Origin of the sequence: Thiocapsa sp., from assembly GCF_011390875.1 — a bacterium.
Taxonomy (GTDB): domain Bacteria; phylum Pseudomonadota; class Gammaproteobacteria; order Chromatiales; family Chromatiaceae; genus Thiocapsa.
Window position 1 is genome coordinate 1 of the sequence record NZ_JAABRP010000066.1, and the last position, 23082, is coordinate 23082.

The window sequence follows — 23082 nt, forward strand, 5'->3', positions numbered from 1 at the left end:
CTTCTCGGTGACCGGGCATGTCGCTCGGCCCGACAACTTCGAGGTTCCGTTGGGCACGCCCTTCCGGGATCTGCTGGAGCTGGCCGGCGGGATGAAGGACGGCCGCGCGCTCAAGGCCGTGATCCCCGGCGGGTCATCCGTTCCGGTGGTGCCCGGCGACGTCATGATGGATGTGGACATGGATTACGATTCGATCGCCAAGGCCGGCTCCATGCTGGGCTCGGGCGCCGTGATCGTGATCGCCGAGGGAACCTGCATGGTGAAGGTTCTGCACAACCTGTCGCACTTCTATATGCACGAATCCTGCGGCCAGTGTACGCCCTGTCGAGAAGGCACCGGATGGCTGGAGCGGGTGCTGCGACGGATCCTGGACGGGAAGGGCCGGCCGGGCGATCTGGATCTGCTCGACAGTGTCGCGGGTCGAATCGGCGGGCGCACCATCTGTGCCTTGGGCGATGCCGCGGCGATGCCGGTGCAGAGCTTTCTCAAGCATTACCGACACGAGTTCGAGCACCTGATCGAGCACGGCCAAAGCATGGCAGCCTAGACCTGCGGCCTGATCCGAATCGGGGCGAGAGCGGCTCGCTGTCGTCGCCCCGGAATCGCAAACTTGTAGAATGGCCCGGTTCGCGTGAGCGAGCAGGTCCGAGAACGCGCGCCGCAGCGGTGTGCGCAACCCGGCCCACGGGCGCCGATCGAGAGAGCTGAATGACGGACAAGATCACGATCGAGATCGACGGCCGCACGTGCGACGCGGCGCCGGGAGAGATGATCATCGCGGTCGCGGACCGCGAAGGGATCATCATCCCGCGTTTCTGCTATCACAAGAAGCTGTCCATCGCGGCCAACTGCCGCATGTGCCTGGTCGAGGCGGAGCAGGGCGGTCGCCCCTTCCCGAAGCCGGTGCCAGCGTGCGCCACTCCCGTCGGCGCGGGCATGAAGGTTCTGACACGCTCGCCCAAGGCCATCGATGCTCAGCAGGGGACGATGGAGTTCCTGCTCATCAACCATCCGCTGGACTGTCCGATCTGCGACCAGGGCGGCGAATGCGAGCTGCAGGACGTAGCGATGGGCTATGGCGGCGACGTCTCGCGTTTCGCCGAGCGCAAGCGTGTCGTCAAGGACGAAGATCTCGGCCCGCTCATCGCGACCGACATGACCCGCTGCATCCATTGCACCCGCTGCGTGCGCTTCGGCGCCGAGATCGCCGGCGTGCGTGAGCTCGGCGCCACCGGCCGCGGCGAAGACATGCGCATCGGGACCTTCGTCGCCCACACGGTGAGCCATGAGCTCTCGGGCAACATCATCGATCTCTGTCCGGTCGGAGCGCTCACCTCCAAGCCTTATCGCTTCACCGCGCGGGCCTGGGAGCTGACCGACGCCGACAGCATCGCCCCGCACGACGGGGTCGGCTCGAACATCCGTCTTCATGTACGCGGCGGTCGGGTCATGCGGGTGCATCCGCGCGACAACGAGGGTGTCAACGAGACCTGGATCTCGGACCGCGACCGTTTCAGCTATGAGGGTCTGAATTCCGAGGATCGCCTGATCGCGCCGATGATCAAGGCCGACGGGGTCTGGCGCGAGGTCGAGTGGCAGGAGGCGCTGACCGCGGTCGCCGAACGTCTCAAGGCCGCGGATGCGTCCCGCATGGGCTGGCTGATGGCCCCGAACGCGACGCTCGAAGAATTCTATCTGGCGCAGCGGGTCGCCCGCGGCCTGGGTTGCGCCAATATCGATCACCGACTGCGCCAACAGGACTTCAGCGGCGATGCTGCCGATCCGATGCTCCCATGGCTCGGCCTACCGATCGCCGAACTGGAGAGCCGGGAGGCGATCCTCCTGATCGGAAGCGAGATTCGCCAGGAACAGCCGCTGCTGGCGCATCGCATCCGCAAGGCCGTGCTGGAAGGCGCGACGGTCGCCTGCGTGAACCCCTTGACCTTGGCGTTGACCCATCCCGCCCGGCAGTTGGTCGGGACGCCTGCGCAGATGGTCGCGGACCTCGCGGCGATCGCCAAGGCGCTTGGTGCCAATGCCTCCGGGGCACTCGAGTCGGTCATCGGCTCGGCCACGCCGGGCGATGCCCATCAGGTGGTTGCCGACGCTCTGCGTGCTGCCGGGGAGAAGTCGACCGGCGTCGTGTTGCTTGGCGCGCTGGCCACCGCGCATCCGGACTATGCGCTGCTCAAGGCGCTGGCCTACCGGATCGGCGAGCTGAGCGGCGCCGTTGTGGGTTTCCTGCCGGCATCGGCGAACAGTGTCGGTGCGCATCTGGCCGGCGCCGTGCCGTTCGGAGTGCCCGGCGGTCGGCCGGCCGAGTCGACGGGTCTCGGGCTCGGCGAGATGCTCGGTACGCCGCCGAGCACGCTGGTCCTCTGGGGCTTGGAGCCGGATCGGGATCTCATCGACCCCGCGCGGGCGATGGCCATGTGCGAGGCGGCCGATCTGGTGATTGCCTGCTCTGCCTTCCGTTCCCCGTCGCTCGAAGCCGTTGCCGACGTGCTCCTTCCGATCGGGGCCTTCGCCGAGACGTCCGGGACCTTCGTCAATGCGGGCGGTCTTTGGCAGCGGTTTCAGGGTGCGGTCGCGCCCCCCGGCGAGGCCCGTCCCGGCTGGAAGGTGCTGCGCGTGCTGGGTAACCTCCTGGATCTTCCCGGCTTCGAGTATCGAGATGCGGCGCAGGTGCGCGACGAGCTTGCCGAGCTGTGCAGTGATGCCGCACTCGACAATGCCCCGCGCGGCCAGTATCCGGCGGTTTCAGCCGGCACAACCGCCGGCCTGATGCGTCTCGGCACTGTGCCCATTTATGCGCTGGATCCGCTCGTTCGGCGGGCGCCGGCCCTGCAGCGCACGCCGGTCCAGGGTACGGCCTTCGGTGTCTATCTGCATCCGGAGCAGGCGCGTGGCGATGGACTGATTGCCGATCAGACGGTCTTGATCATTCAGAACGGCCACGAGATCGAGGCCAATGTCTTCCTGGACGACGCGATCGCGATGGGCTGTGCGCGGATCCCCGCAGCCGTGACCGGAAGCGGGCGGCTGGGCGCGCAGATCGGCCCGGTCGAGATCAGGCCGTGGTTCGGCGAGACGGGTAGCGAGGCGGGATGAATCAACGATGATCGAACTATGGAATGCGCTTCCCGTGGTGATCCAGATCCTGATCAAGATCATCGCGATTGTCCTGCCGCTCCTCGGAATGGTGGCCTATTACACCTTGGCCGAGCGCAAGGTGATCGGCTACATCCAGGTCCGCATCGGGCCCAACCGGGTCGGCTGGCGCGGCTCGCTGCAGCCGATCGCGGATGCGGTCAAGCTGATGATGAAGGAGATCGTCATCCCGACCAAGGCCGACAAGGCGTTGTTCTTGTTGGCGCCTATGATCGCGATCGCCCCGGCATTGGCCGCTTGGGCGGTGTTCCCGTTCGATGAAGGCCTGGTGCTGGCCGACATCAATGCGGGCCTGCTCTATCTCCTTGCGCTGACCTCGCTCGGTGTCTACGGCATCATCATCGCGGGCTGGGCGTCCAACTCGAAGTACGCCCTGCTCGGCGCCATGCGCTCGGCGGCACAGATCGTCGCCTACGAGATCGCGATGGGCTTTGCTCTGGTCGGTGTTTTGGTGGCTGCCGGGAGCCTGAATCTGGGCGCGATCGTTGCGGCCCAAGAGGGCAACCTTCTCACCTGGTTCTGGCTGCCGTTGCTGCCCTTGTTCGGTGTCTATCTGATCTCGGGGATCGCCGAGACCAACCGCGCGCCGTTCGACGTGGCAGAAGGCGAGTCGGAGATCGTCGCCGGTTTCCATGTCGAGTATTCCGGGATGGCCTTCGCGGTCTTCTTCCTTGCCGAATACGCGAACATGATCCTCATCTCGGCGCTCTCGGCCCTGCTCTTCATGGGAGGCTGGCTGTCGCCCTTCCCGCAAGCCTGGACCGATGGCAATGCGATCTTGGGTGATGGTTTCCATTGGCTGTTGCTCAAGACCTTCTTCTTCATGTTTGTATTCTTGTGGTTACGGGCGACCTTCCCGCGCTATCGCTACGACCAGATCATGCGTCTGGGTTGGAAGGTGTTCATCCCGATCACGATCGTCTGGATCCTGGTGGTGGCGCTTGCGGTGCTCGCCGAGCTGCCCCCTTGGTGGTCCGCCTGACCCGGAGACGACCGATGCTGAAAGCCACACGTGACTATCTTCAAAGCCTCTTGATGGTCGAGCTCTTCAAGGGCTTGAGTCTGACCGGCGCTTACATGTTCAAGCGCAAGTTCACGGTCCAGTATCCGGAGGAAAAGGCCCCGATCTCGCCGCGTTTTCGCGGCCTGCATGCCCTGCGGCGCTATCCCAACGGCGAGGAGCGCTGCATCGCCTGCAAGCTCTGCGAGGCGGTCTGTCCGGCGCTGGCCATCACGATCGAGGCCGAGCCGCGCGAGGACGGATCGCGCCGGACCACTCGATACGACATCGACCTCTTCAAGTGCATCTACTGCGGCTTTTGCGAGGAGTCGTGCCCGGTCGACTCGATCGTCGAGACCGGGGTCTACGAGTATCACTTCGAGAATCGCGGCGAGAACATCATGACCAAGGAGAAGCTCCTCGCGATCGGGGACAAGTACGAGGCGGACATTGCCGCGGCCCGTGCCGCGGATGCGCCCTACCGCTGAACCGCGATGGACCCCGGATCGCAGGGACCGCGGCCGGCGGTGACGGCACGCTCGAAGATCGGGCCCTTCATGCGCAGCGTTCCGGAGCTTTCGTCGATTCGCTTGCGGCGCGTCGGGGGTCGATCGAACAAAGGGCGATCAGGCGCCGATCGGGCGATCCGCCGGCGCTCATATGACCATTGCGCCTAACCACGGCATTCGGATGAATCATGGGCTTTGAAAAATTCCTCTTCTATGTCTTCGCGGCCATAACCCTAGTCGCTGCAGGGATGGTGATCACGCGTCGCAATCCGGTCCACGCCGTCCTCTATTTGGTGCTGGCCTTCATCAGCAGTGCGGCACTCTGGATCCTGCTCGAAGCGGAGTTCCTCGGTATCGTGCTCATCCTGGTCTATGTCGGCGCAGTGATGGTGCTCTTCCTCTTCGTGGTGATGATGCTCGATGTGGATATCGCGACGTTGCGCGCGGGCTTTATTCGCTATTTACCCATCGGTGCGCTGATTGCGGTTGTGCTTGCCCTCGAGATCTTCCTGATCGTCGGGCCGGCCAACTTCGGATTGCAGCAGTTCCCGTCGCCGTTGCCGGCCGGACCCGACGTGAGCAATACCGAAGAGCTCGGTCTTCTGCTCTACACCATCTATGTCTACCCATTCGAGATTGCCGCCGTCATTCTGCTTGTCGCCATTGTTGCCGCGATCCGCCTGACCCTGCGACGTCGGCCCGAGACCAAGTACATGGATCCGGCGAAGCAGGTGAGGGTCAAGAAGGGTCCGGACCGGATTCGTATCGTCAAGATGCCTTCCGAGAGTGCTGCGGTTCCGGCCGTCGCTGCCTCGGCCGCACCACAGGAATCGACCGAATGATCGCGCTCTCAGACTATCTGATCCTGGCCGCCGGGCTCTTCATGCTGGCGGTCGCGGGGATCTTCCTGAATCGCAAGAACGTCATCCTGCTGCTGATGTGCATCGAGCTGATGCTGCTCGCGGTGAATATGAACTTCGTCGCCTTTTCCCATTTTCTCGGGGATATGACGGGGCAGGTCTTCGTCTTCTTCATCCTGACCGTGGCGGCGGCGGAGGCTGCGATCGGGCTTGCGATCCTGGTGGTGCTTTTCCGTAATCAGCAGACGATCAACGTGGAGGATCTAGACAGCCTCAAGGGATAGCGCGGACGGCGTCAACGCGTCCGCGTGACTGGCGGGTCGATCCGGATCACATCAAGCGAAAGAGCGAACTAAACAGTGGAAAACGTCTACCTGACCATCGTGCTCGCGCCGCTCCTGGGCGCCATCATCGCCGGATTTTTCGGCGGCCGAATCGGCCGGCAGGGTGCGCATGCGGTGACCATCGCGGGCGTCGGGCTTTCCACGGCGCTATCGCTCATGGTGCTGGCGCGCTTCATCTGGGGTGATCTGCCGGTCTACAACGAGGCGGTCTACACCTGGATGGTTTCGGACGGAATCCGCTTCGAGATCGGTTTCCTGGTCGATCGGCTCACGGCGCTCATGATGGCGACCGTGACCTTCGTCTCCTTGATGGTGCACATCTACACGATCGGCTACATGGCCGACGACGAGCACAACTGGCCGAAAGGTGCGCTGACCGGGAAGAACAGCTATCAGCGGTTTTTCAGCTACATCTCGCTCTTCACCTTCTCCATGTTGATGTTGGTGATGTCCAACAACTTCATGCAGCTCTTCTTCGGGTGGGAGGCCGTGGGTCTTGTTTCTTACCTACTCATCGGCTTCTGGTCGACGCGCGAGACGGCGATCTTCGCCAACATGAAGGCCTTCCTGGTCAACCGCGTCGGTGACTTCGGGTTCATCCTGGGCATCGCTGCGATCGGGATGTATTTCAACAGCATGGATTACGCGGAGGTCTTTGCCGCGGCACCCGCCCATGCCGGCACGCAGGTCGCCGTGTTCGGCGGCGTCTCGCTCATGACCCTGATCTGCATCCTGCTCTTCATCGGTGCGATGGGTAAGTCGGCGCAGATCCCCTTGCATGTCTGGCTGCCGGACTCGATGGAAGGCCCCACGCCCATCTCGGCCTTGATTCACGCGGCGACCATGGTCACCGCCGGTGTCTTCATGGTCGCGCGCATGTCGCCGCTGTTCGAGATGTCGGAGACGGCGCTCAGCTTCATCCTCATTATCGGTGCGACCACGGCACTCTTCATGGGACTGATCGGTCTGGTGCAGAACGACATCAAGCGTGTGGTCGCCTATTCGACCCTATCGCAGCTCGGTTACATGGTGACGGCGCTCGGTGCCTCGGCCTATGCCGCCGGAATGTTCCATCTGATGACCCATGCCTTCTTTAAGGCGCTGCTGTTCCTCGCCGCCGGCTCGGTGATCATCGCCCTGCATCACAAGCAGGACATCCGCGAGATGGGCGGCCTGCGCCGTTACATGCCGATCACCTGGATCACCGCGTTGATCGGCTCGCTGGCCCTGATCGGCTTCCCGGCCTTCTCGGGCTTTTTCTCGAAGGATGCGATCATCGAAGCGGTGGGCCACTCGACGCTCTACGGATCCGGTTATGCCTCGCTGCTGCTCACGCTCGGTGTCTTCGTGACCGCCCTCTACAGTTTCCGCATGTACTTTCTGGTCTTCCACGGCAAGCCGCGGATGGACGAGCACACCCGACACCATCTGCACGAGACCCCGTGGGTGGTGACCTTGCCGCTGGTTCTGCTGGCGATCCCCTCTGTGGTGCTCGGCTGGCTGGTCATCGAGCCGCTGTTGGTGACCAATTGGTTCGCGACCGGCGACTGGAGCCCGATCGTCGTGGCGCCCGAACACGACACCCTGGAGCCGCTTCGCGAGCATTGGCACGGCCAGTGGGCCTTCGTGCTTCACGGCATGACCATGCCGCCCTTCTTCCTGGCGATGGGTGGTCTGGCCTTGGCCGCCGTCGTCTGGTGGTTCACTTTCGCGAAGAATCCGAAGATCGACGAACAACTGCAGGCGATGGGCGGTCCCGTCACCAAGGTCCTGCAGGCCAAATACGGATTCGACGACTTTAATCAGAAGGTCTTTGCAGGCGGCGGTCGTTGGCTGGGCAAGGTGCTCTGGCTCGGCGGCGACCGCGCCATCATCGACGACGGTGTGGTCAACGGCTCGGCCCATCGGGTTGCGGCGCTGGCGCAGCGGGCGCGGCATCTGCAAACCGGTTATCTCTATCACTACGCGATTGCGATGATCGTCGGGCTCGTCGGGCTCTTGACGTTCTTCGTCGTGCTCTAAGCGGAAGGAGACGCCCCGCATGTACGAGTTACCTCTCCTGACGCTGGTCATCTGGTTGCCGATCATCGGCGGTGTCGCCGTGCTGGCGAGCGGTGATCGAGGCTCAGACATCTCCAAGTGGATCGCGCTTGCCTTTGCGATCCTGACCTTCGCAATCAGCCTCGGTCTCTGGTCGGGTTTCGATGCCGGCAGCGGTCAGATGCAGTTCGTGGAGCGCGCGGCCTGGATCCCGACCTTCAATGTCGAGTACTACCTGGGCGTGGACGGCATCTCCATGCCGCTGATCATCCTGACGACCTTCATCACCATCTTCGTGATCATCGCGGGTTGGGATGTCATCACCTATAAGCCATCGCATTACATGGCGGCCTTCCTGATCATGGAAGGCGTGATGGTCGGTGTCTTCTCGGCGCTCGACGCCATCCTCTTCTATGTCTTCTGGGAGGCGATGCTGATCCCGATGTTCATCATCATCGGGGTCTGGGGCGGACCGAATCGGGTCTATGCGACCATCAAGTTCTTTCTCTATACCTTCTTCGGCTCGGTCTTCATGTTGGTCGCCTTGATCTACATGTACTTCCAAGCCGACAGCTTCAGTCTCTTGGATTTCCACGATCTGGAGCTCGGCATGAACGCCCAGGTCCTGATCTTCATCGCCTTCCTGCTTGCCTTTGCGGTGAAGGTGCCTATGTTCCCGGTCCACACCTGGCTGCCGGATGCGCATGTCGAGGCGCCGACCGGCGGCTCGGTGATTCTGGCGGCCATCATGTTGAAGATCGGCGGCTACGGATTCCTGCGCCTGTCGATGCCGATTACGCCGGACGCCAGTGCCTCGCTCGATTGGCTGATGATCGCGTTGTCGCTGATCGCCGTGGTCTACATCGGGTTCGTGGCCCTCGTTCAACAGGACATGAAGAAGCTGATCGCCTATTCGTCGATCGCGCACATGGGCTTCGTGACGCTCGGTTTCTTTATCGTCTTCACCATCATTCGCAATCCGGATGTCGCCGGCGGAGCGGTGATGGGGATCGAGGGCGGCATGGTCCAGATGATCTCGCACGGCTTCATCTCGGGCGCGCTCTTCCTCTGTGTGGGTGTGCTCTATGATCGCGTTCATTCGCGCGAGATCGCCGACTACGGCGGCGTGATCAACACCATGCCCTGGTTCGGCGCCTTCGTGGTCTTTTTCGCGATGGCCAATGCGGGCCTGCCCGGAACCTCCGGTTTCGTCGGCGAGTTCATGGTCATCCTCGCGACCTTCCGAGCCGATTTCTGGTGGGCCTTCCTGGCCGCGACCACGTTGATCCTGGCGGCGGCCTTTACCCTCTGGATGGTCAAGCGGGTGATCTTCGGCGAGGTCAAGAATGAGAAGGTGGCCGGTCTGCAGGATCTCAATGGCCGCGAGACACTGAATCTCGGGGTGCTGGCCGCCGCGGTTCTGGCCCTCGGGATCTGGCCCGCGCCCTTGATGGAGGTGATGCACGCCTCGGTCGAGAACCTGGTCGTCCATGTCAGCGAGTGCAAGCTGCCGGCCTCCGAGGCGGCGGACTGCGTCCTTGCGGTGCCGGCATCCGTGGCCGGTCTCACAGGACAGCCGTAAAGATGCGCTCTGGCGCGGGTCTCACTTAAACCGCGTCCAGAGTGACATGCGTCATTTTCACGTTGTGTCGGGCCCAATGTTTCTTTCGGCCTCTGTGGGGACGCGGTTTAAATTTTGATATTTTTTAATTCTTTAAACCGCGCCAGTTTCGACAGCCGTCGGAGCCGGCGCGGCCAAGCCAATCCGCCAAACGACGCATGCCGCACCGGGCGCGGTTTAATCGGAATTCTCACATGCCATTCGACGCCGCCAATCTCTTCCCCATCCTGCCGGAGATCGCGATCCTCGTGACCGCCAGCGTCGTGCTGGTGCTGGATCTCTATCTCAAGGAGCAGGATAAGGACATCAACCACACACTGACCCTGATCGGTCTGCTGGTCGCGATCGGCCTGACGGGCGCCGTGGGCGGTGGCGAAACGCGCATCGTCTTCGACGGCAACGTCGTGCGCGACGGTCTGACCGATCTGCTCAGGGGTGCGATCCTGGTGGTCAGCCTGCTCGCCTTCGTCTATTCGCGCCCCTGGCTAAAGGATCGCGGCCTCTTCGTCGGCGAGTTCTACGTCTTGGGGCTTTTTGCGATCCTCGGGATGCTGATCATGGTCTCGGCCAACAGCTTCCTGACCATCTATCTCGGCCTTGAGCTTCAGGCGCTCTGTCTCTATGCCCTGGTTGCCTTCGATCGCGACTCGAAGAAGGGCGCCGAAGCGGCAATGAAGTATTTCGTGCTGGGTGCTCTTGGCTCGGGAATGCTCCTCTACGGCGTCTCCATGATCTACGGTGCCACCGGGTCGATCGAATTCGGTCCGGTCGCACAGGCGGTGGCCGAGCAGGGAATGGACAATAAGGTCCTGGTCTTCGGCGTGGTCTTCCTGGTCATCGGCGTGGGCTTCAAGTTCGGCGCCGTACCCTTCCATATGTGGGTCCCGGACATCTACGAGGGCGCGCCGACGCCGGCCGTCCTTCTTCTCGGCAGTGCACCAAAGATTGCGGCCTTCGCGTTGGCGATCCGCATGCTGGTGGATGGACTGGAGGCGATCCAGCCGGACTGGCAGGGTATGCTCCTGATTCTTGCCGTGCTCTCGATGGGTTTGGGCAACCTCGTTGCGATCGCACAGACCAATATCAAGCGTATGCTGGCCTACTCGACCATCTCGCACGTCGGCTTCATCTTCCTGGGGCTCTTGGCCGGCTCCGCGCAAGGTTACGCCTCGGCGATGTTCTACGCGATCGTCTATGCCGTCATGTCGACCGGCGCCTTCGGTATCCTGCTGATCCTGAGCCGCAAAGGCTTCGATGCCGAGAATCTTGACGACCTCAAAGGCCTGAACGACCGGGATTCCTGGTACGCCGCCATGATGGCGCTGGTGATGTTCTCGATGGCCGGTGTGCCGCCGACAGTCGGCTTCATGGCGAAGCTGCTGGTGCTGGAGTCCGTGGTTCGGATCGACCTCGTCTGGCTCGCACTGGTCGCCGTCGCCTTTTCGATCATCGGTGCCTTCTACTACCTGCGCGTGGTCAAGGTGATCTATTTCGACAAGCCGAATCCGGACATGCCGGTCCTGACGACGAGCGGCGGCGTGCGTTTCGCGATGAGTCTCAACGGTCTATCCCTTCTGGTGCTCGGCCTATTCCCGGCGGCGCTTCTGAGCTGGTGTCAAAGTGTCTTTGTTTGAACCCCTTAGGTTCGAGCGGCTCGGGACCGAACGTCCGGGGTCCGCGCACCCGGGTTCTGATCATCTCGGTTGTGTCGGCGCCGTCTCGCGTACTACCATCAGGGTTTTCGCCTAAACCGCGTCCAGAGCGACATGCGTTATTTGCACGTGGTGTCGGACTCAAGGATTTCTTCGACCTTTGTGGTGACGCGGTTTAAAGTTTAATATTTTTTAAGACTTTAAACCGCGCCAGCTCCAACGATCGTCGAGTCTGCCGGGGCTGATCCCATCCAAAAACATCACATACCGCGCCGGGCGCGGTTTAACGGAGTCGGACATGCTTCGCGGCAGCATCGTTGCCCTCATCACCCCCATGCACGAGGACGGGGGCATCGACGACGCGAGCCTCCGGCGTCTCGTCGACTATCATGTCGACGCGGGCACCACGGCCATTGTCGCCGTCGGGACCACGGGAGAGTCCGCGACGCTCGATGAGGAGGAGCACTGCGCCGTCATTCGCAGGACGCTTGAGCTTGCTGCCGGCAGGATCCCGATCATCGCCGGCACCGGGGCCAACTCGACCCGCGAGGCGATCCACCTGACCCGTTGCGCCAAAGAGGCCGGCGCTCAGGCAGCGCTTCTTGTCACGCCCTATTACAACAAGCCCACCCAAGAGGGGCTGTACCTGCACTATCGTGCGATCGCCGAGGCGGTCGACATCCCGCAGATCCTCTACAATGTGCCGGGGCGCACGGCCTGCGACCTGCTGCCCGAGACGGCGGCTCGGCTTGCGCCCGTCGAGAATATCGTCGGCATCAAGGACGCGACGGGTGACCTTTCACGTGTGGCCCGTTTACGCGCCGGCTGCGGCGACGGATTCGCCCTCTACAGCGGAGACGATGCGACCGGATGCGAGTTCATGCTCACAGGCGGCGACGGGGTCATCTCGGTGACCTCGAATCTTGCCCCGCGATTGATGCAGGACATGTGCGATGCTGCGCTCGCGGGCGATCGCGAGCATGCCGAAGCCATCAATCGGCGGCTCGATGCGCTGCATCACGACCTGTTCGTACAGTCCAATCCGATCCCGGTAAAATGGGCCGTTGCCGAGACGGGGCTGTGCACGAAAGGCATCCGGCTTCCGCTCACCTGGCTCTCCGACGAGCATCATGCACGCGTACGCGCCGCAATGGAGCAGGCGGGTGTGCTCTGACGCCGCTCGTCGTGCAGACGCGCCCCCGGGGCTGCGTATGCTCAATCGACTAAAGAGGTCGCTCACCTTGAGACCACGTTTTTCGTTGACCGGCGGCGTCTGCGCCGGCCTGGCGCTGACCCTGCTTTTGTCCGGTTGCGGCTCGAGCGTCATCAACGACGCCATCCCCGATCAGCGACTTGCCTATAAAAAGCAGCAGGAGGCCGGGGAGAATCTCGAGATTCCGCCGGACTTGACCGCGGGAAAGTTCGATGATGCCCTGGACATTCCACCTGCCGGCGGGGCGACCTACTCGGAGTACAGCGGGAGTCGCGCGCAACGCCAGCGGGTCGCGGCTTCGGGCGAAGTCCTCCCCGAGACACCCAATGTGGAGTTGCGGCGGCGCGACTCCGAGCGCTGGCTCGAGGTGCAGGCCTCGCCGCAGCAGGTGTGGCCAAAGGTTATCTCCTTCTGGCGAGAGCAGGGCATCCTTTTGGTCGAGCAGAATCCGTCGGTCGGCGTGATGCGCACCGATTGGCTGGACAACCGCGCCGAGATCCGACGTGATTTCCTCACGCGAATGATCAGCAAGGTTGTCGAAGGCGTTTACGCGACCTCGACGCGCGATCAGTACAGTGTGCGTATCGAGGCCGGTACGGCATCGGGAACGACCGATATCCATCTCACGCATCGCGGGATGGAGGAACGTCTGGTGACCAACGCCATCGGTGACGGGAGCCGAACCATTTGGGAGCCCAGCGGCACCGATCCGGCCAAGGAAGCCGAGATGCTGAGGCGCCTCATGGTCTTTCTCGGTGCGTCCGAGCAACGTGCCGCAGCCGCGAGCCCCGTCTCCGGAGGCAGCTCCGGTGGTACCGGTAGCGGTCTTGCCATGCAGCCGGTCGGCGCTCGCCTCGTCGACGAAGGTGGTTCGCAGACCCTGGTGATCCAAGAGGACTTCCGTCGCGCCTGGAGAACGGCCGGATCGGCACTGGATCGCGCCGGATTCGCCGTGGAAGATCGCGATCTCAGTCGGGGCATCTACTATGTCCGCTACGCAGGGCAGGACGGCGCGACCGTCGACAAGAGTCCCGGCCTCCTCTCGCGGATGGCCTTCTGGAAGAAGAACGAGGTCGACCCGGTCAAGCAGTATCAGGTGCGTGTGCAAGGGGGCGAGACCGAATCGCGCGTCACCGTCCTGGATGCAAGCGGGGAACCCGATACCTCCGAGTCGAGCCAACGAATCCTGGCATTGATGAAGGAACAGATTCGGTAGACCCGCCCCGACGTGCGTTTCTGCTCGCTCGGCAGCGGCAGCCGCGGCAATGCCACGCTGGTGGAAAGCGCGGGGTGGCGCGTGCTTGTGGACAACGGCTTCAGCCTACGGGAGCTTTATCAACGGCTTCGGTCGGTCGATGTCGAGCCGGACAGTATCGATGTCCTTCTCCTGACCCACGAGCACGGCGACCATGTGAAGGGGGTTTGGTCCTTCGCGAGGCGGCATCGCGTGGAGGTTTGGACAACGCCCGGTACTTGGCGGGCGGTGGGCGCTCCGGAGATCCCGAGATTGCGCCTGCTCTCCGGTCAGGGGCAGTCGGTGCGGATCGACGGCCTCCGTATCCGCTCTTATCCCGTTCCGCATGACGCCCGCGAGCCATGTCAGTTTCTGTTCGAGGCCGACGGGCGTCGCCTTGGGATCTTGACGGATGCCGGCTGCGTGACACCCCACATGACGGAGGTTCTTCAGGATTGCGACGCGCTGATCCTGGAGCTCAACCATGATCCGGAGCTGCTGCGACGCGGCCCTTATCCGCCGAGCCTGCAGCGTCGTGTCGCCGGTGACTTCGGCCATCTCAGCAACCTGCAAGCCGCCCGGCTGCTCGACACCTTGCCGCATCGCGCCATCGCGCGCCTTTGCGTCGCGCACGTCAGCGAGACCAATAACCACCCGGAACTCGTCCGCGCAAGTATCCGCGGGGTCTGCGAGTCGCTCGCCGATCGGACACTGATCTTGGAACAGGATCAGGCGAGCCCTTGGTGTGCGTAGCGAGGGCCGTATCGCCGCTGAGCCCACTTCCTACCTTCGTCGAGTAAAAGAACGCTGGACGCGACGAGTGCGGCCTTGAGCCAGTCCTCGGCGCTCAGGTCGGTGGTCGCGAAGACTGCCTGAGCTTCGGGCCAATGCACGACCAGGACCTGTAGCGCGAGGACGGCGCCGAGCGCCAGCCAGAGTTTGCCGTTTGAGAAGAAGTGCCTGTTGAAGGCGCTGCCGTGCTCGCTGCGGGCATTGAAGACGTTGAAGAACTGAAAGAGCACGAAGGTGGTGAAGGCGAGGGTGAGGGCATAGGCCTCGCCGTGGGTGGCCAAGGCATCCTGAAACAGCCAGAGGGTGCCGGCCATCATGGTGGTGCCGTAGATGCCGAGGAGCGCCAAGCGCTTCAGCGTGAGGATCTGCGAGTCCTGTCGGCGGGGCAGGGCCCGCATGATGCCGGGGCGCGCCGGCTCGACACCGAGTGTCATCGCGGGGGGGCCGTCCATGATGATATTGATCCAAAGGAGTTGGATCGCCGTGAAGGGTGTCGGCATCCCCATCAGGGTTGCCGCCAGCACGGTCAGGATGGCCCCGATGTTGGTCGAGAGCTGGAATCGCACGAACTTCACGATGTTGTCGAAGATAACGCGTCCTTCCTCGACTGCCCGGACGATGGTCGCGAAGTTATCGTCCATCAGCACCATGGTCGCGGCCTCGCGCGTGACGGCAGTGCCTGTCAGACCCATGGCGACACCAATGTCCGCGGCCTTGACCGCGGGCGCGTCGTTCACCCCGTCGCCGGTCATGGCGACGACATGGCCACGTGCCTTGAGCGCCTTGACGATCCGGACCTTGTGGGCCGGCGAGACTCGCGCGATGACGCCGATGTCCTCGATCCGCTGCCCGAGTGTCGACTCGTCCATCGCGTCGAGCTCGGCGCCGGTGACGACCTCGCCGGTCAACCCGAGCTCGCGCCCGATGGCTTCGGCGGTGAGCTTGTGGTCGCCCGTAATCATTTTGACCCGGATGCCGGCCTCCCGACAGCGGGCGATAGCCTCGCCGGCTTCCGGGCGCGGCGGGTCCATGAGACCGGCAAGCCCCAGGAAGGTCCAGCCCTCGGCCCATCGCCACAGATCGTCCGTGGGCTCGAAATCACGGGCCGGGATGGTCCTCCGTGCCACGGCGAGTACCCGCAGCGCTTGGCTCGCGAGATGCTCGTTCTCGGCTTCGATGCGCTCGCGGGTCGGGGCGTCGAGTGGTTGCTCGCCGTTTGCGCTCAGCCAGTGCGAGGCGCGTGCGAGAAGGACGTCCGGCGCACCTTTGACGAACAATTCGACCTGATCGCCGGCATGGTGGAAGGTCGCCATGAACTTGTGGGCGGAGTCGAAGGGGATCTCGGCGATCCGTGGGCGGCGAGCGTGCTCGGATTCAGGGTCGATGCCGGCCTTGCGGGCGAGAACCCAGAGCGCGCCCTCGGTGGGATCCCCGATCAGCTCGCCGTTGCGGACACGCGACTCGTTGCAGAGCGCCATGGGGCGGCCTAAGTCGATTGGATCGACCTCATCGGTCGGCGCGTTCGGATCGTCCCGAAGGATAGCGCCTTCGGCTCCGTAGCCGTCGCCGTCGACACTGAATCGCGCACCCGCGAACCAGCCGGCCCGCGCGCTCATCCGGTTGAGCGTAAGTGTCCCCGTCTTGTCGGAGCAGATGACGGTGGTTGAGCCCAGGGTTTCGACCGCCGAGAGCTTCTTGAGAATCGCTCGGTTCTGGGCCATCCGCCACATGCCGATCGCCAGGGTTACGGTGACGACGGCCGGCAGTCCCTCGGGGATCGCCGCCACCGCAAGGGCTACGGCGGTGATCGCGGCCTGGGTCCAGGGCAGTCCGCGTGTCAGGTCGAGGACAAAGATCAGGGTGACGATGACCCCGGCGATCGCCGCCAACCGCTTGCCGAGCGTATCCAACTGACGTTGCAGAGGCGTCTGCGCGTCGGGCGTTTCGGCGATCAGCCCGGCTAGCTGCCCCATCTCCGTAGACATACCGGTAGCGACGACCAGCATTTCGGCCCGACCGCGCGTCACCACGGTGTTCATGTAGAGCATGTTCAGGCGCTCGGCCAGCGGTGGATCGGCTGCGTCCAATGCCGGCGTGCTTTTACCGACAGGCTGGGACTCGCCGGTCAAGGCGGCTTCGTCGACCTCCAAGTTGGGTGCCTTCAGGAGGCGCCCGTCCGCGGGCACGCGATCGCCTGCCTCGAGCAAGACGAGATCGCCGGGCACCAACTCGGTCGCTTCAACCTCCGCGATCCGACCATCCCGGCGCACGCGAGCACGCACGGCAACCATTGCCTTGAGGGTGGCGAGTGTCCGCTCGGCACGGTGCTCTTGATAGAAGCCCAGCGCGGCATTGAGGATCACGACGGCCAGGATGACTACGGCGTCTTTGAGATCCCCGATCGTCCAGGCCAGTGCGGCCGCAAAGAGGAGCACGATCACCAGCAGGTTCCTGAATTGGTCCAGGAATCTGAGCCAGTGAGGGCGCGACTTGGTTTCGTCGAGAGCATTCTCGCCGTGACGGCGACGTTGCAGTTCAGCTTCGGCTGTCGACAGGCCCCGAGCGGTATCGACGCTCAATGCCTCGGTGGTTTCCGCGACACTCAAGCAGTGCCATCGGCGCGTCTGGGTGTCCGCAGTCATCGTTCCGCCCCGGGCTTCAGCCACCGGTTTGATTCATCAGTACTTTTCCTCTCCCGCGCGATCAGTCGTCGGTCAGCCAACCCTGCAACGCTTCGACGAGTGCCTGGGCCTGTGCACGGCTGGAGATGTTGAATTTCGACTGCTGCCGATACTCGCCGTTGCGCTTCTGATAGCGGCGAATCGTATATTTGTCCGGACCGTACGCCTCCTTTGCGCGGTCCCAGTCCTGATAGCGAAAGAGGATCGTGGTCCAGCTACCCTTGGAGAGAACGACCTTGTCGATCTCCTTGGTCGTGTCGATACCGTCTTCCGTGTAGCTCACCGTCAGATCTTCGATCCGTTCGGCCATGCAAATGCTCCTCTGCGTGTCTGTCAGGGGGTTGGCTCGGCCCTAGCACCGTTGCGCTCGAGGGTCGAGACGATAAATCGGGCATCGCGCCCGGGCGCCGATTCTCGCGCAATCCGCAGCGGCAAGCGACCGTCGTCGGCGGGTTGATTGACATCGGCGCCGGCGAGGATCAGTCGCCGGACCGTCTCGAGGTGCCCGTTTCGAATGGCAATGTGCAGGGGCGCCTCCCCGGTCGAGCCCAGGTTGCCAAGCTGTGCGCCGGCATCGAGGAGGAAATTCAGGGTCTCGCGTTTGATCTCTCCGATCTCGATGAGGTCAACCAGCGTACCCTGCGCATCGAGCGGTGCACCTTGGTCGATGAGCATCTCCGCGACCTGCGTGCGACCGTGCTCGAGTGCGACGTGAAGCGGGGTTTTTCCTGCGGCGTTCGGCGCTGCGGGATCCGCGCCGTTGCGGGCAAGCGCACGGGCGATGGCGACACGCCCGGCGCGCGCGGCGACGTGCAGGGGCGGGTCGCCGTGCGCATCGGGCTGAGCAAGGTCGCTCTTCCAGTAGATATGACGCGAGACCTGATCGATATCCCCGATCTCGACTGCTCGGTGTAGATTCACCGTCGGTTCGGCAGGCTCGGAACAGCCCGTGAGAAAAAGGGCTGCGACGAGCATCAGAGCGCAGCCCGTGCTGCGCTTGACGCCCTCGACCCGGCTTCTCTTCAGCGCTCTATCGGGTCGCGCTCGGCATTCGTAGCCGGGCCGCGCCTGCAGGCTGCCGCAACGGGCCTGTCGTGCTAACGTAAACGCCATGATCTCAAAACTCCTCCTGACCGCAGGCGTCATTTTCGTGGCCTACTTGGTGATCCGGGCACGTATCCGGCGTTCTCGGGAAGCCGCCGGCCTTGTTGCACCGCGTCGGCCTCTCATCCCTTCGGCGCTGCTTCGCCCGCTCGCCTATGGGCTGCTGGCCGCTATGTTGATCGGCAGTCTGGCGTATCTCGTGAGGGACTGGGATCGCGATCGGGAGATCATCCCTGTTCAGGTCGTGAATGCCAATACGGGCGAGGTGACCCGCTACGAGGCCCGCCGCGGCAGTGTGGACGGCCGGCGATTCGTGACCTCCGACGGCAGAGAGATTCGCATCGCCGACATCGAACGCCTGGTCATGGGAAGCGATCGTTAGGCAAGCGTCTCCAGGAGGCTTGTCGCGAGAAGCAACGACATCGGTTCACCGCGCGCCGCGAGCAGAGGGTGCGAGACCCGCAATACGCCGCGACGAGGCGCACGCAAGGTCTGCGGGTTACCTACTCGACCGTGACGGTGATTCGCTCCGAAACGATCGGCGGATCATGCGGGATATGGTTCTTGTCCCCCAAGATAATCTGCAAGGTGTGCTCGCCCGGCGGCAGCGTGATCTGCGTCTCCGTCTGACCGCCCCCGAAATGCAGGATGTCGGCGCCGATCGGCTGATCGAGAGGCGGCAGGCCATCCATGTCGACGAGCAAATGGTGATGTCCCGTTTTGGGGAGGTCGGCCCCCGCCGGTGCAACCCCCATCCCCGAAAGCCCGAACCGCACCACGAAGGTCTGGGGAACGGTCGCACCGTCCTCCGGCGTAATGATGTACGCTCGGGCGCCCTCGGGTGCAGGAGTGCGTTCGACCGCACCGAAAGCGCTCGGTGCGGCAATTGTGAGACCTGCGGCAATCAACAGGGCCAGGGATGACAGTCTGGAGATGTTCTTCTTCGTCTTCATGGGTCGACTCCTCTTGTGGTTTCGGACAGATTTCGGATCACCGTCCCACGAGAAAGAGTCAGGAACTCGGGCGGCGATTTCAACCTGAATCCGGCAGTAATGCCCATCGCCCATCGCCCATCGCCCAAGGGCCGAGGCTGCGGGTGATCAAAAGTGTAAAGCGGACTCTGTCGGGCATTTTGCACGCTCGCCCCCGAACATAAGTGTCAACTAAAATTGACAATCATCAATGACAACAGAGGTTGACAGTTACCGTACCTCCGTAGGACTATCCCCAATAGATAATATTGATCGCGAGTCGGGTTACGATGAGATTGGAGTCATCCTCGAGGTCCATTGCCGCGAGTACCTGCGATCATGCCCCGACAACCGTCCAGGGTTTGGGCTTTGCAAAGTCACTCGAGAAGGCCTGCGAGATCGACTCACGGCTCCTCGGAGAGGTCGACGCCTGTTCACGCAGTAGCTTCAGCGGTCGCACCATCGGCCGGATCGAGATCGTCAAGGCCGCCGGTCGGCCGCTTTCCTTGATCACCGACGGGGGTTCGCCTCCCGGTCAAATGACCGCATTCCTCCAGTTCCGAGGGACCTCGTCGATAGAGCAGGGCGATCGCGAGGCACGCCTATCAGCCGGCGACCTGTGCCTAGTGCGCGGTAGTCGACCGCTGACGCTCGAGCAGGACGCGTATTTCGAGTCGATCCTGGTCAGTGTCCCGGAACAGGAGATCGCCGGCCGCTTTCCGCTCTGGCGAGCTGCCCTGCTCACGCCCATCGACAGCGCGAGCGGGGTGCCGGCGGTGTTCCGCGACGCCGTGCTCTCGCTGAAACGCTGGAGCGGGTCATTGGGGGATTCCGGCAGCGAGGGTCTTGCCGACGCCGTTGTGGATCTGATGGGTGCCGTCATTTGCTGTGCCGTTCCGATCAACTCGGACTGTATTCAGAGATCCTTTCATCACCAAGATAGGATCAAGACATTCGCACGGCTCAATCTCGGCAATCCCGAGCTCAGCGTCGAGCTCATCGCCGAGGCCGTGGGTTTGTCGCCGCGGCAGATTCACCGCCTGTTCGCCAACGAGGAGATGTCCTTGATGCGTTGGGTTTGGGTTCAGCGCCTCGAACAGTGCTATCGCGAGTTGATACAGGACGGATCCGCTCGACGTACGATCAGCGAGATCGCCTATGCCTGGGGCTTTAATGATCAGGCCCATTTCAGCAGAACGTTCCGAAAGCATTTCGGTGTGTCACCCCGCAGTCTGAGACGTCGAACCGATCATACCTCCGCATCCTTGTCCTAAAGTAATCGGCGCCGCCATGGCGCCGCCCGCCTTTCTCGCGATCTCATCCCATCGGTACTTGCTTCGTCGGCACCTGTGTCGACCGGTCTCATTTTTACCCTCCGATTGTATATAAGAGATTTACGAACGACAGTTCTAGTCATAAATCCCGTCATCCAGCGACAATACGCGGGTCGCTTCGCTTGCTAAATTAGCATCAAGAATAATCTTTCGGATCAAATCGAGACGGAACGATCTGGACGGGACTTCTACCGCCGTCTTGAAGCGGCGTTGTCCATCAGACATTAGAAGAAGCGGGAACGAAGATGGACGGTTGGCCGATAGCGCAGTGCTGCGGAGCCAAGCGTCGGTAGCTCCGTTGCTTCCTGCTCTTTGTATTGGTCCGCGTGAACGAACATGCGTGGTCTTGCCCTTCGGCAAGACTCGAGAAAGAGCCCCCGGAGCGCCATGAGCATTGATTCAGAAGCTTTACCGCGAGATGCCCGCCTCATTGTTTCGACGCTGTGCGTATTGGTCCTTGCGACATTGGTCGGGTGTCTCCCGACGGGTCAGCAGCGTTCCGCCGGAATCGGGGATCAGGGAGCCGACAGCAAGGGTCTTGCGGATAACGCGGCACCGGTCGATGCGGTCTATGTGGGCGAGAAGGTGTGTCTGGAGTGTCATGAGCACGTCGATACGCAATACAGCCATACGTTGCACGCGAGGGCCTTTCGGGACAATCCACGCAACAGCCAGCAGGCACAGGTCTGCGAGGCCTGTCACGGGCCGGGCTCAAAGCATGCCGAAGAGACCTGGGATAAGCGCCTGATCATCGGCTTTACGCGAGAATGGGAGACGCCCGTCGCCATTCAGAACGCGCAGTGCCTGTCGTGTCATCAGGGTGGACAGAGGCTGCACTGGGTCGGCTCGACACATGACAAGAATAAGGTGGCATGCAGCGATTGCCACAATCCGATGGTCAATAATTCGATCGACGGTGCGTTGAGAAAGGAGACGATTTCCGAGACCTGTTATAGCTGTCATCCGAAGCAGCGCGCAGACTTCTTAAAGCGCTCCCATATGCCCTTGTCCGAGGGCAAGATGACCTGTGCCGACTGCCATAATCCGCATGGCTCGCGCACCCGACCGATGCTGAATAAAGACAGCCTCAACGACGTTTGCTACACCTGCCATGCCGAGAAGCGCGGTCCCTTCCTATGGGAGCACGCACCGGTCCGCGAGAATTGCGCCAACTGTCATCTCCCGCATGGCTCCAATCACGACAAGCTCTTGGTCACGGCGCGTCCCTTCCTGTGTCAGCAGTGCCATAACCAGATGTTTCATCCGGGCACCTTCTACAACGCGAGCCAGACCGCAGAGAGCGCCCTCCAGCCCGGTGGATTGGCAAGCCAGCGCGTCATCGGGCGCGCCTGCCAGAACTGCCATACACAGATCCACGGCAGCAATCACCCCTCCGGTGCGCGCTGGCAACGCTGATCGTAGTGCAGATGTCGTCGAATGCCTTGACGTCGCAGTGGATCGATCCGCCGTCCGAGTCCAATCGAGCAGAAACCGTACCCGAGGTGCGCCGATATGATGGAACCCTTTCGATTCAAAACCGTGGCGTGCTGCGTCGGAGCTGCGCTGGGGAGTTTGACGGCAGCCGGGACGTACGCCGATTCGGCGACGCCCAGCGGAACCCCGACCGTGCTCGGAAACGCCCTTAATCCAGGCTTCTTGAATACGGTTCCCGAACGCGATCCGGAGGGGCTCGATGCGCAGGAATTTCCCCGCTCGCCGACCGGCTTCTTGTATGGCTGGCCGAAGCTGCCCTTGGTGAGCAAGGAGACGGAGGCCGGTTGGCTCTATTCGGGGCAAGGGGAGCTCGGCGGGCTCGGTGTTTTCGGCGACACCGAGAATGCCTGGTTCCAGCAGTACAAGGATCTCGACTCAGGTCCATACCTCAATAACTTCAGCTTCCAGGCCAACCAGCCCGGTACGGCGCTCTTCTTCGAGACCTACGGGGGTGGGATCGGCTATCGCGACCAGTTCATCGGCGTCGAGGCGGGACGTTTCAACGATTGGAAACTCGATCTCTTCTACACCGAAATACCGCATGAGTTCACGAGCAGCTACCGTCTCCTCTGGAACGGCGAGGGCAGCGACGATCTGACGCTCGGCGGATTGACGCCGGGCGGCACCGGCAACGCCTTAACGACGCAGGCAAACATCCAGGACACCCTCGAGCAGATCGAGGAATCCGACCTCGGCCTTGTGCGTAAGCAAGGTGGCTTCAACGTCGAAAAGTATCTTACGAACGAGTGGCGCATCTTCGGCGCTTACAACCTTGAGAAACGCGAAGGAGAGCGTCCTTTCGGGGCGGTGTTCGGCGGGGGAGGCGGAGGCGGAAACGTTGAGATTCCGGAGTCCATCGACTACGAGACCCAGAATTTCGTCGCTGGACTGAGGTTCGACGACGGTCTCAATCATCTCAACCTCCAAGCCGAGGCGTCTCTGTTCCGCAACCGCGTCGGGACCATGACGTTCGAGAACCCGCTGTTTATCACGACCAATACCATCACGGGAATTGCGCCGACGACGTTCACGAGCGGGCGCTACGATCTCTATCCGGATAAC

General features: G+C 62.6%; 20 protein-coding genes. 16 read left to right on the forward strand and 4 right to left on the reverse strand.

The genetic code is table 11. The annotated features are described in order from the left end of the window. From GPT33_RS07240 to GPT33_RS07295, 12 genes are all read left to right on the forward strand, one after another. The coding region (locus tag GPT33_RS07240) for an NADH-ubiquinone oxidoreductase-F iron-sulfur binding region domain-containing protein (protein WP_296806859.1) at nt 1-547 on the forward strand (547 nt) is incomplete at its 5' end. Nucleotides 548-708: 161 nt separating this feature from the next. Beyond that, nucleotides 709-3111: an NADH-quinone oxidoreductase subunit NuoG gene (nuoG, locus tag GPT33_RS07245; RefSeq protein WP_296806861.1), complete on the forward strand. Its 2403-nt coding sequence runs from the start codon at nt 709-711 to the stop codon at nt 3109-3111. A gap of 7 nt (nt 3112-3118) precedes the next feature. After that, on the forward strand, nt 3119-4153 hold the full coding sequence (gene nuoH / locus GPT33_RS07250; RefSeq protein WP_296806863.1) for an NADH-quinone oxidoreductase subunit NuoH: 1035 nt from the start codon (nt 3119-3121) through the stop codon (nt 4151-4153). A gap of 17 nt (nt 4154-4170) precedes the next feature. After that, the gene (nuoI, locus tag GPT33_RS07255) at nt 4171-4659 is read left to right on the forward strand and encodes an NADH-quinone oxidoreductase subunit NuoI (protein ID WP_296806893.1); all 489 of its coding nucleotides are present in this window, start codon (nt 4171-4173) and stop codon (nt 4657-4659) included. Between the two features lie 209 nt (nt 4660-4868). Next, nucleotides 4869-5522, forward strand: coding sequence for an NADH-quinone oxidoreductase subunit J (locus GPT33_RS07260; RefSeq protein ID WP_296806865.1), 654 nt, complete (start codon nt 4869-4871; stop codon nt 5520-5522). Then, nucleotides 5519-5824: an NADH-quinone oxidoreductase subunit NuoK gene (nuoK, locus tag GPT33_RS07265; RefSeq protein ID WP_120799652.1), complete on the forward strand. Its 306-nt coding sequence runs from the start codon at nt 5519-5521 to the stop codon at nt 5822-5824. Before GPT33_RS07260 ends, nuoK begins: the two co-directional genes overlap by 4 nt. Nucleotides 5825-5899: 75 nt before the next feature. Then, the gene (gene nuoL / locus GPT33_RS07270; RefSeq protein WP_296806869.1) at nt 5900-7906 is read left to right on the forward strand and encodes an NADH-quinone oxidoreductase subunit L; all 2007 of its coding nucleotides are present in this window, start codon (nt 5900-5902) and stop codon (nt 7904-7906) included. 19 nt (nt 7907-7925) lie between these two features. Further along, nucleotides 7926-9506 (forward strand): NADH-quinone oxidoreductase subunit M, encoded by a 1581-nt coding sequence (locus GPT33_RS07275; RefSeq protein ID WP_296806870.1) that lies wholly within the window; start codon nt 7926-7928, stop codon nt 9504-9506. Between the two features lie 233 nt (nt 9507-9739). Further along, the gene (gene nuoN, locus GPT33_RS07280) at nt 9740-11179 is read left to right on the forward strand and encodes an NADH-quinone oxidoreductase subunit NuoN (protein ID WP_296806872.1); all 1440 of its coding nucleotides are present in this window, start codon (nt 9740-9742) and stop codon (nt 11177-11179) included. 316 nt (nt 11180-11495) lie between these two features. Beyond that, the gene (gene dapA, locus GPT33_RS07285; RefSeq protein ID WP_296806874.1) at nt 11496-12371 is read left to right on the forward strand and encodes a 4-hydroxy-tetrahydrodipicolinate synthase; all 876 of its coding nucleotides are present in this window, start codon (nt 11496-11498) and stop codon (nt 12369-12371) included. A 67-nt stretch (nt 12372-12438) separates the two neighbouring features. Continuing rightward, the gene (gene bamC / locus GPT33_RS07290; protein ID WP_296806876.1) at nt 12439-13626 is read left to right on the forward strand and encodes an outer membrane protein assembly factor BamC; all 1188 of its coding nucleotides are present in this window, start codon (nt 12439-12441) and stop codon (nt 13624-13626) included. A 12-nt stretch (nt 13627-13638) separates the two neighbouring features. Further along, nucleotides 13639-14397 carry an MBL fold metallo-hydrolase gene (locus tag GPT33_RS07295; protein WP_296806878.1) on the forward strand — a complete coding sequence of 253 codons (759 nt, stop codon included), beginning with the start codon at nt 13639-13641 and terminating at the stop codon, nt 14395-14397. Here the strand turns inward: GPT33_RS07295 and GPT33_RS07300 are convergent. The 3 genes from GPT33_RS07300 to GPT33_RS07310 all read right to left on the reverse strand — a co-directional run bounded on the left by GPT33_RS07300 (nt 14373) and on the right by GPT33_RS07310 (nt 18230). Continuing rightward, entirely contained in the window at nt 14373-17078 is a 2706-nt protein-coding gene (locus GPT33_RS07300; RefSeq protein ID WP_296806880.1) for an HAD-IC family P-type ATPase, read from the reverse strand. The genes GPT33_RS07295 and GPT33_RS07300 overlap by 25 nt on opposite strands. A 61-nt stretch (nt 17079-17139) precedes the next feature. After that, the gene (locus GPT33_RS07305; RefSeq protein ID WP_296806882.1) at nt 17140-17427 is read right to left on the reverse strand and encodes a hypothetical protein; all 288 of its coding nucleotides are present in this window, start codon (nt 17425-17427) and stop codon (nt 17140-17142) included. Between the two features lie 23 nt (nt 17428-17450). Further along, the gene (locus GPT33_RS07310; protein WP_296806884.1) at nt 17451-18230 is read right to left on the reverse strand and encodes an ankyrin repeat domain-containing protein; all 780 of its coding nucleotides are present in this window, start codon (nt 18228-18230) and stop codon (nt 17451-17453) included. Between GPT33_RS07310 and GPT33_RS07315 the strand changes: the two genes are divergently transcribed. After that, a complete protein-coding gene (locus GPT33_RS07315) occupies nt 18229-18603 on the forward strand; it encodes a hypothetical protein (RefSeq protein ID WP_296806885.1) in 375 nt (124 codons plus the stop codon). The two genes, GPT33_RS07310 and GPT33_RS07315, sit on opposite strands and share 2 nt — an antisense overlap. A gap of 121 nt (nt 18604-18724) precedes the next feature. Here the strand turns inward: GPT33_RS07315 and GPT33_RS07320 are convergent, their stop codons facing one another. Further along, nucleotides 18725-19174: a DUF4399 domain-containing protein gene (locus GPT33_RS07320; protein WP_296806887.1), complete on the reverse strand. Its 450-nt coding sequence runs from the start codon at nt 19172-19174 to the stop codon at nt 18725-18727. A 308-nt stretch (nt 19175-19482) separates the two neighbouring features. On the opposite strand from GPT33_RS07320, the gene GPT33_RS07325 reads away from it, so the two are divergent. The 3 genes from GPT33_RS07325 to GPT33_RS07335 form a co-directional block, all read left to right on the forward strand. Further along, a complete protein-coding gene (locus tag GPT33_RS07325) occupies nt 19483-20466 on the forward strand; it encodes a helix-turn-helix domain-containing protein (RefSeq protein WP_296806889.1) in 984 nt (327 codons plus the stop codon). A 447-nt stretch (nt 20467-20913) separates the two neighbouring features. Then, complete coding sequence (locus tag GPT33_RS07330) at nt 20914-21942, forward strand: DmsE family decaheme c-type cytochrome (protein WP_296806890.1); 1029 nt, start codon at nt 20914-20916, stop codon at nt 21940-21942. Nucleotides 21943-22038: 96 nt separating this feature from the next. Continuing rightward, on the forward strand, nt 22039-23082 hold a 1044-nt coding region (locus GPT33_RS07335; RefSeq protein WP_296806892.1), incomplete at its 3' end, for an MtrB/PioB family outer membrane beta-barrel protein.

Excerpts from the sequence above, each read along its gene's own strand:
- GPT33_RS07300 (WP_296806880.1), bottom strand. The coding sequence starts at position 17,078 with ATGACTGCGGACACCCAGACGCGCCGATGGCACTGCTTGAGTGTCGCG.
- GPT33_RS07305 (WP_296806882.1), bottom strand. The coding sequence starts at position 17,427 with ATGGCCGAACGGATCGAAGATCTGACGGTGAGCTACACGGAAGACGGT.
- GPT33_RS07310 (WP_296806884.1), bottom strand. The coding sequence starts at position 18,230 with ATGGCGTTTACGTTAGCACGACAGGCCCGTTGCGGCAGCCTGCAGGCG.
- GPT33_RS07260 (WP_296806865.1), top strand. The coding sequence starts at position 4,869 with ATGGGCTTTGAAAAATTCCTCTTCTATGTCTTCGCGGCCATAACCCTA.
- dapA (WP_296806874.1), top strand. The coding sequence starts at position 11,496 with ATGCTTCGCGGCAGCATCGTTGCCCTCATCACCCCCATGCACGAGGAC.
- nuoH (WP_296806863.1), top strand. The coding sequence starts at position 3,119 with ATGATCGAACTATGGAATGCGCTTCCCGTGGTGATCCAGATCCTGATC.
- GPT33_RS07330 (WP_296806890.1), top strand. The coding sequence starts at position 20,914 with ATGAGCATTGATTCAGAAGCTTTACCGCGAGATGCCCGCCTCATTGTT.
- nuoN (WP_296806872.1), top strand. The coding sequence starts at position 9,740 with ATGCCATTCGACGCCGCCAATCTCTTCCCCATCCTGCCGGAGATCGCG.
- GPT33_RS07275 (WP_296806870.1), top strand. The coding sequence starts at position 7,926 with ATGTACGAGTTACCTCTCCTGACGCTGGTCATCTGGTTGCCGATCATC.
- nuoG (WP_296806861.1), top strand. The coding sequence starts at position 709 with ATGACGGACAAGATCACGATCGAGATCGACGGCCGCACGTGCGACGCG.
- GPT33_RS07315 (WP_296806885.1), top strand. The coding sequence starts at position 18,229 with ATGATCTCAAAACTCCTCCTGACCGCAGGCGTCATTTTCGTGGCCTAC.
- nuoK (WP_120799652.1), top strand. The coding sequence starts at position 5,519 with ATGATCGCGCTCTCAGACTATCTGATCCTGGCCGCCGGGCTCTTCATG.
- GPT33_RS07325 (WP_296806889.1), top strand. The coding sequence starts at position 19,483 with ATGAGATTGGAGTCATCCTCGAGGTCCATTGCCGCGAGTACCTGCGAT.
- GPT33_RS07320 (WP_296806887.1), bottom strand. The coding sequence starts at position 19,174 with ATGAAGACGAAGAAGAACATCTCCAGACTGTCATCCCTGGCCCTGTTG.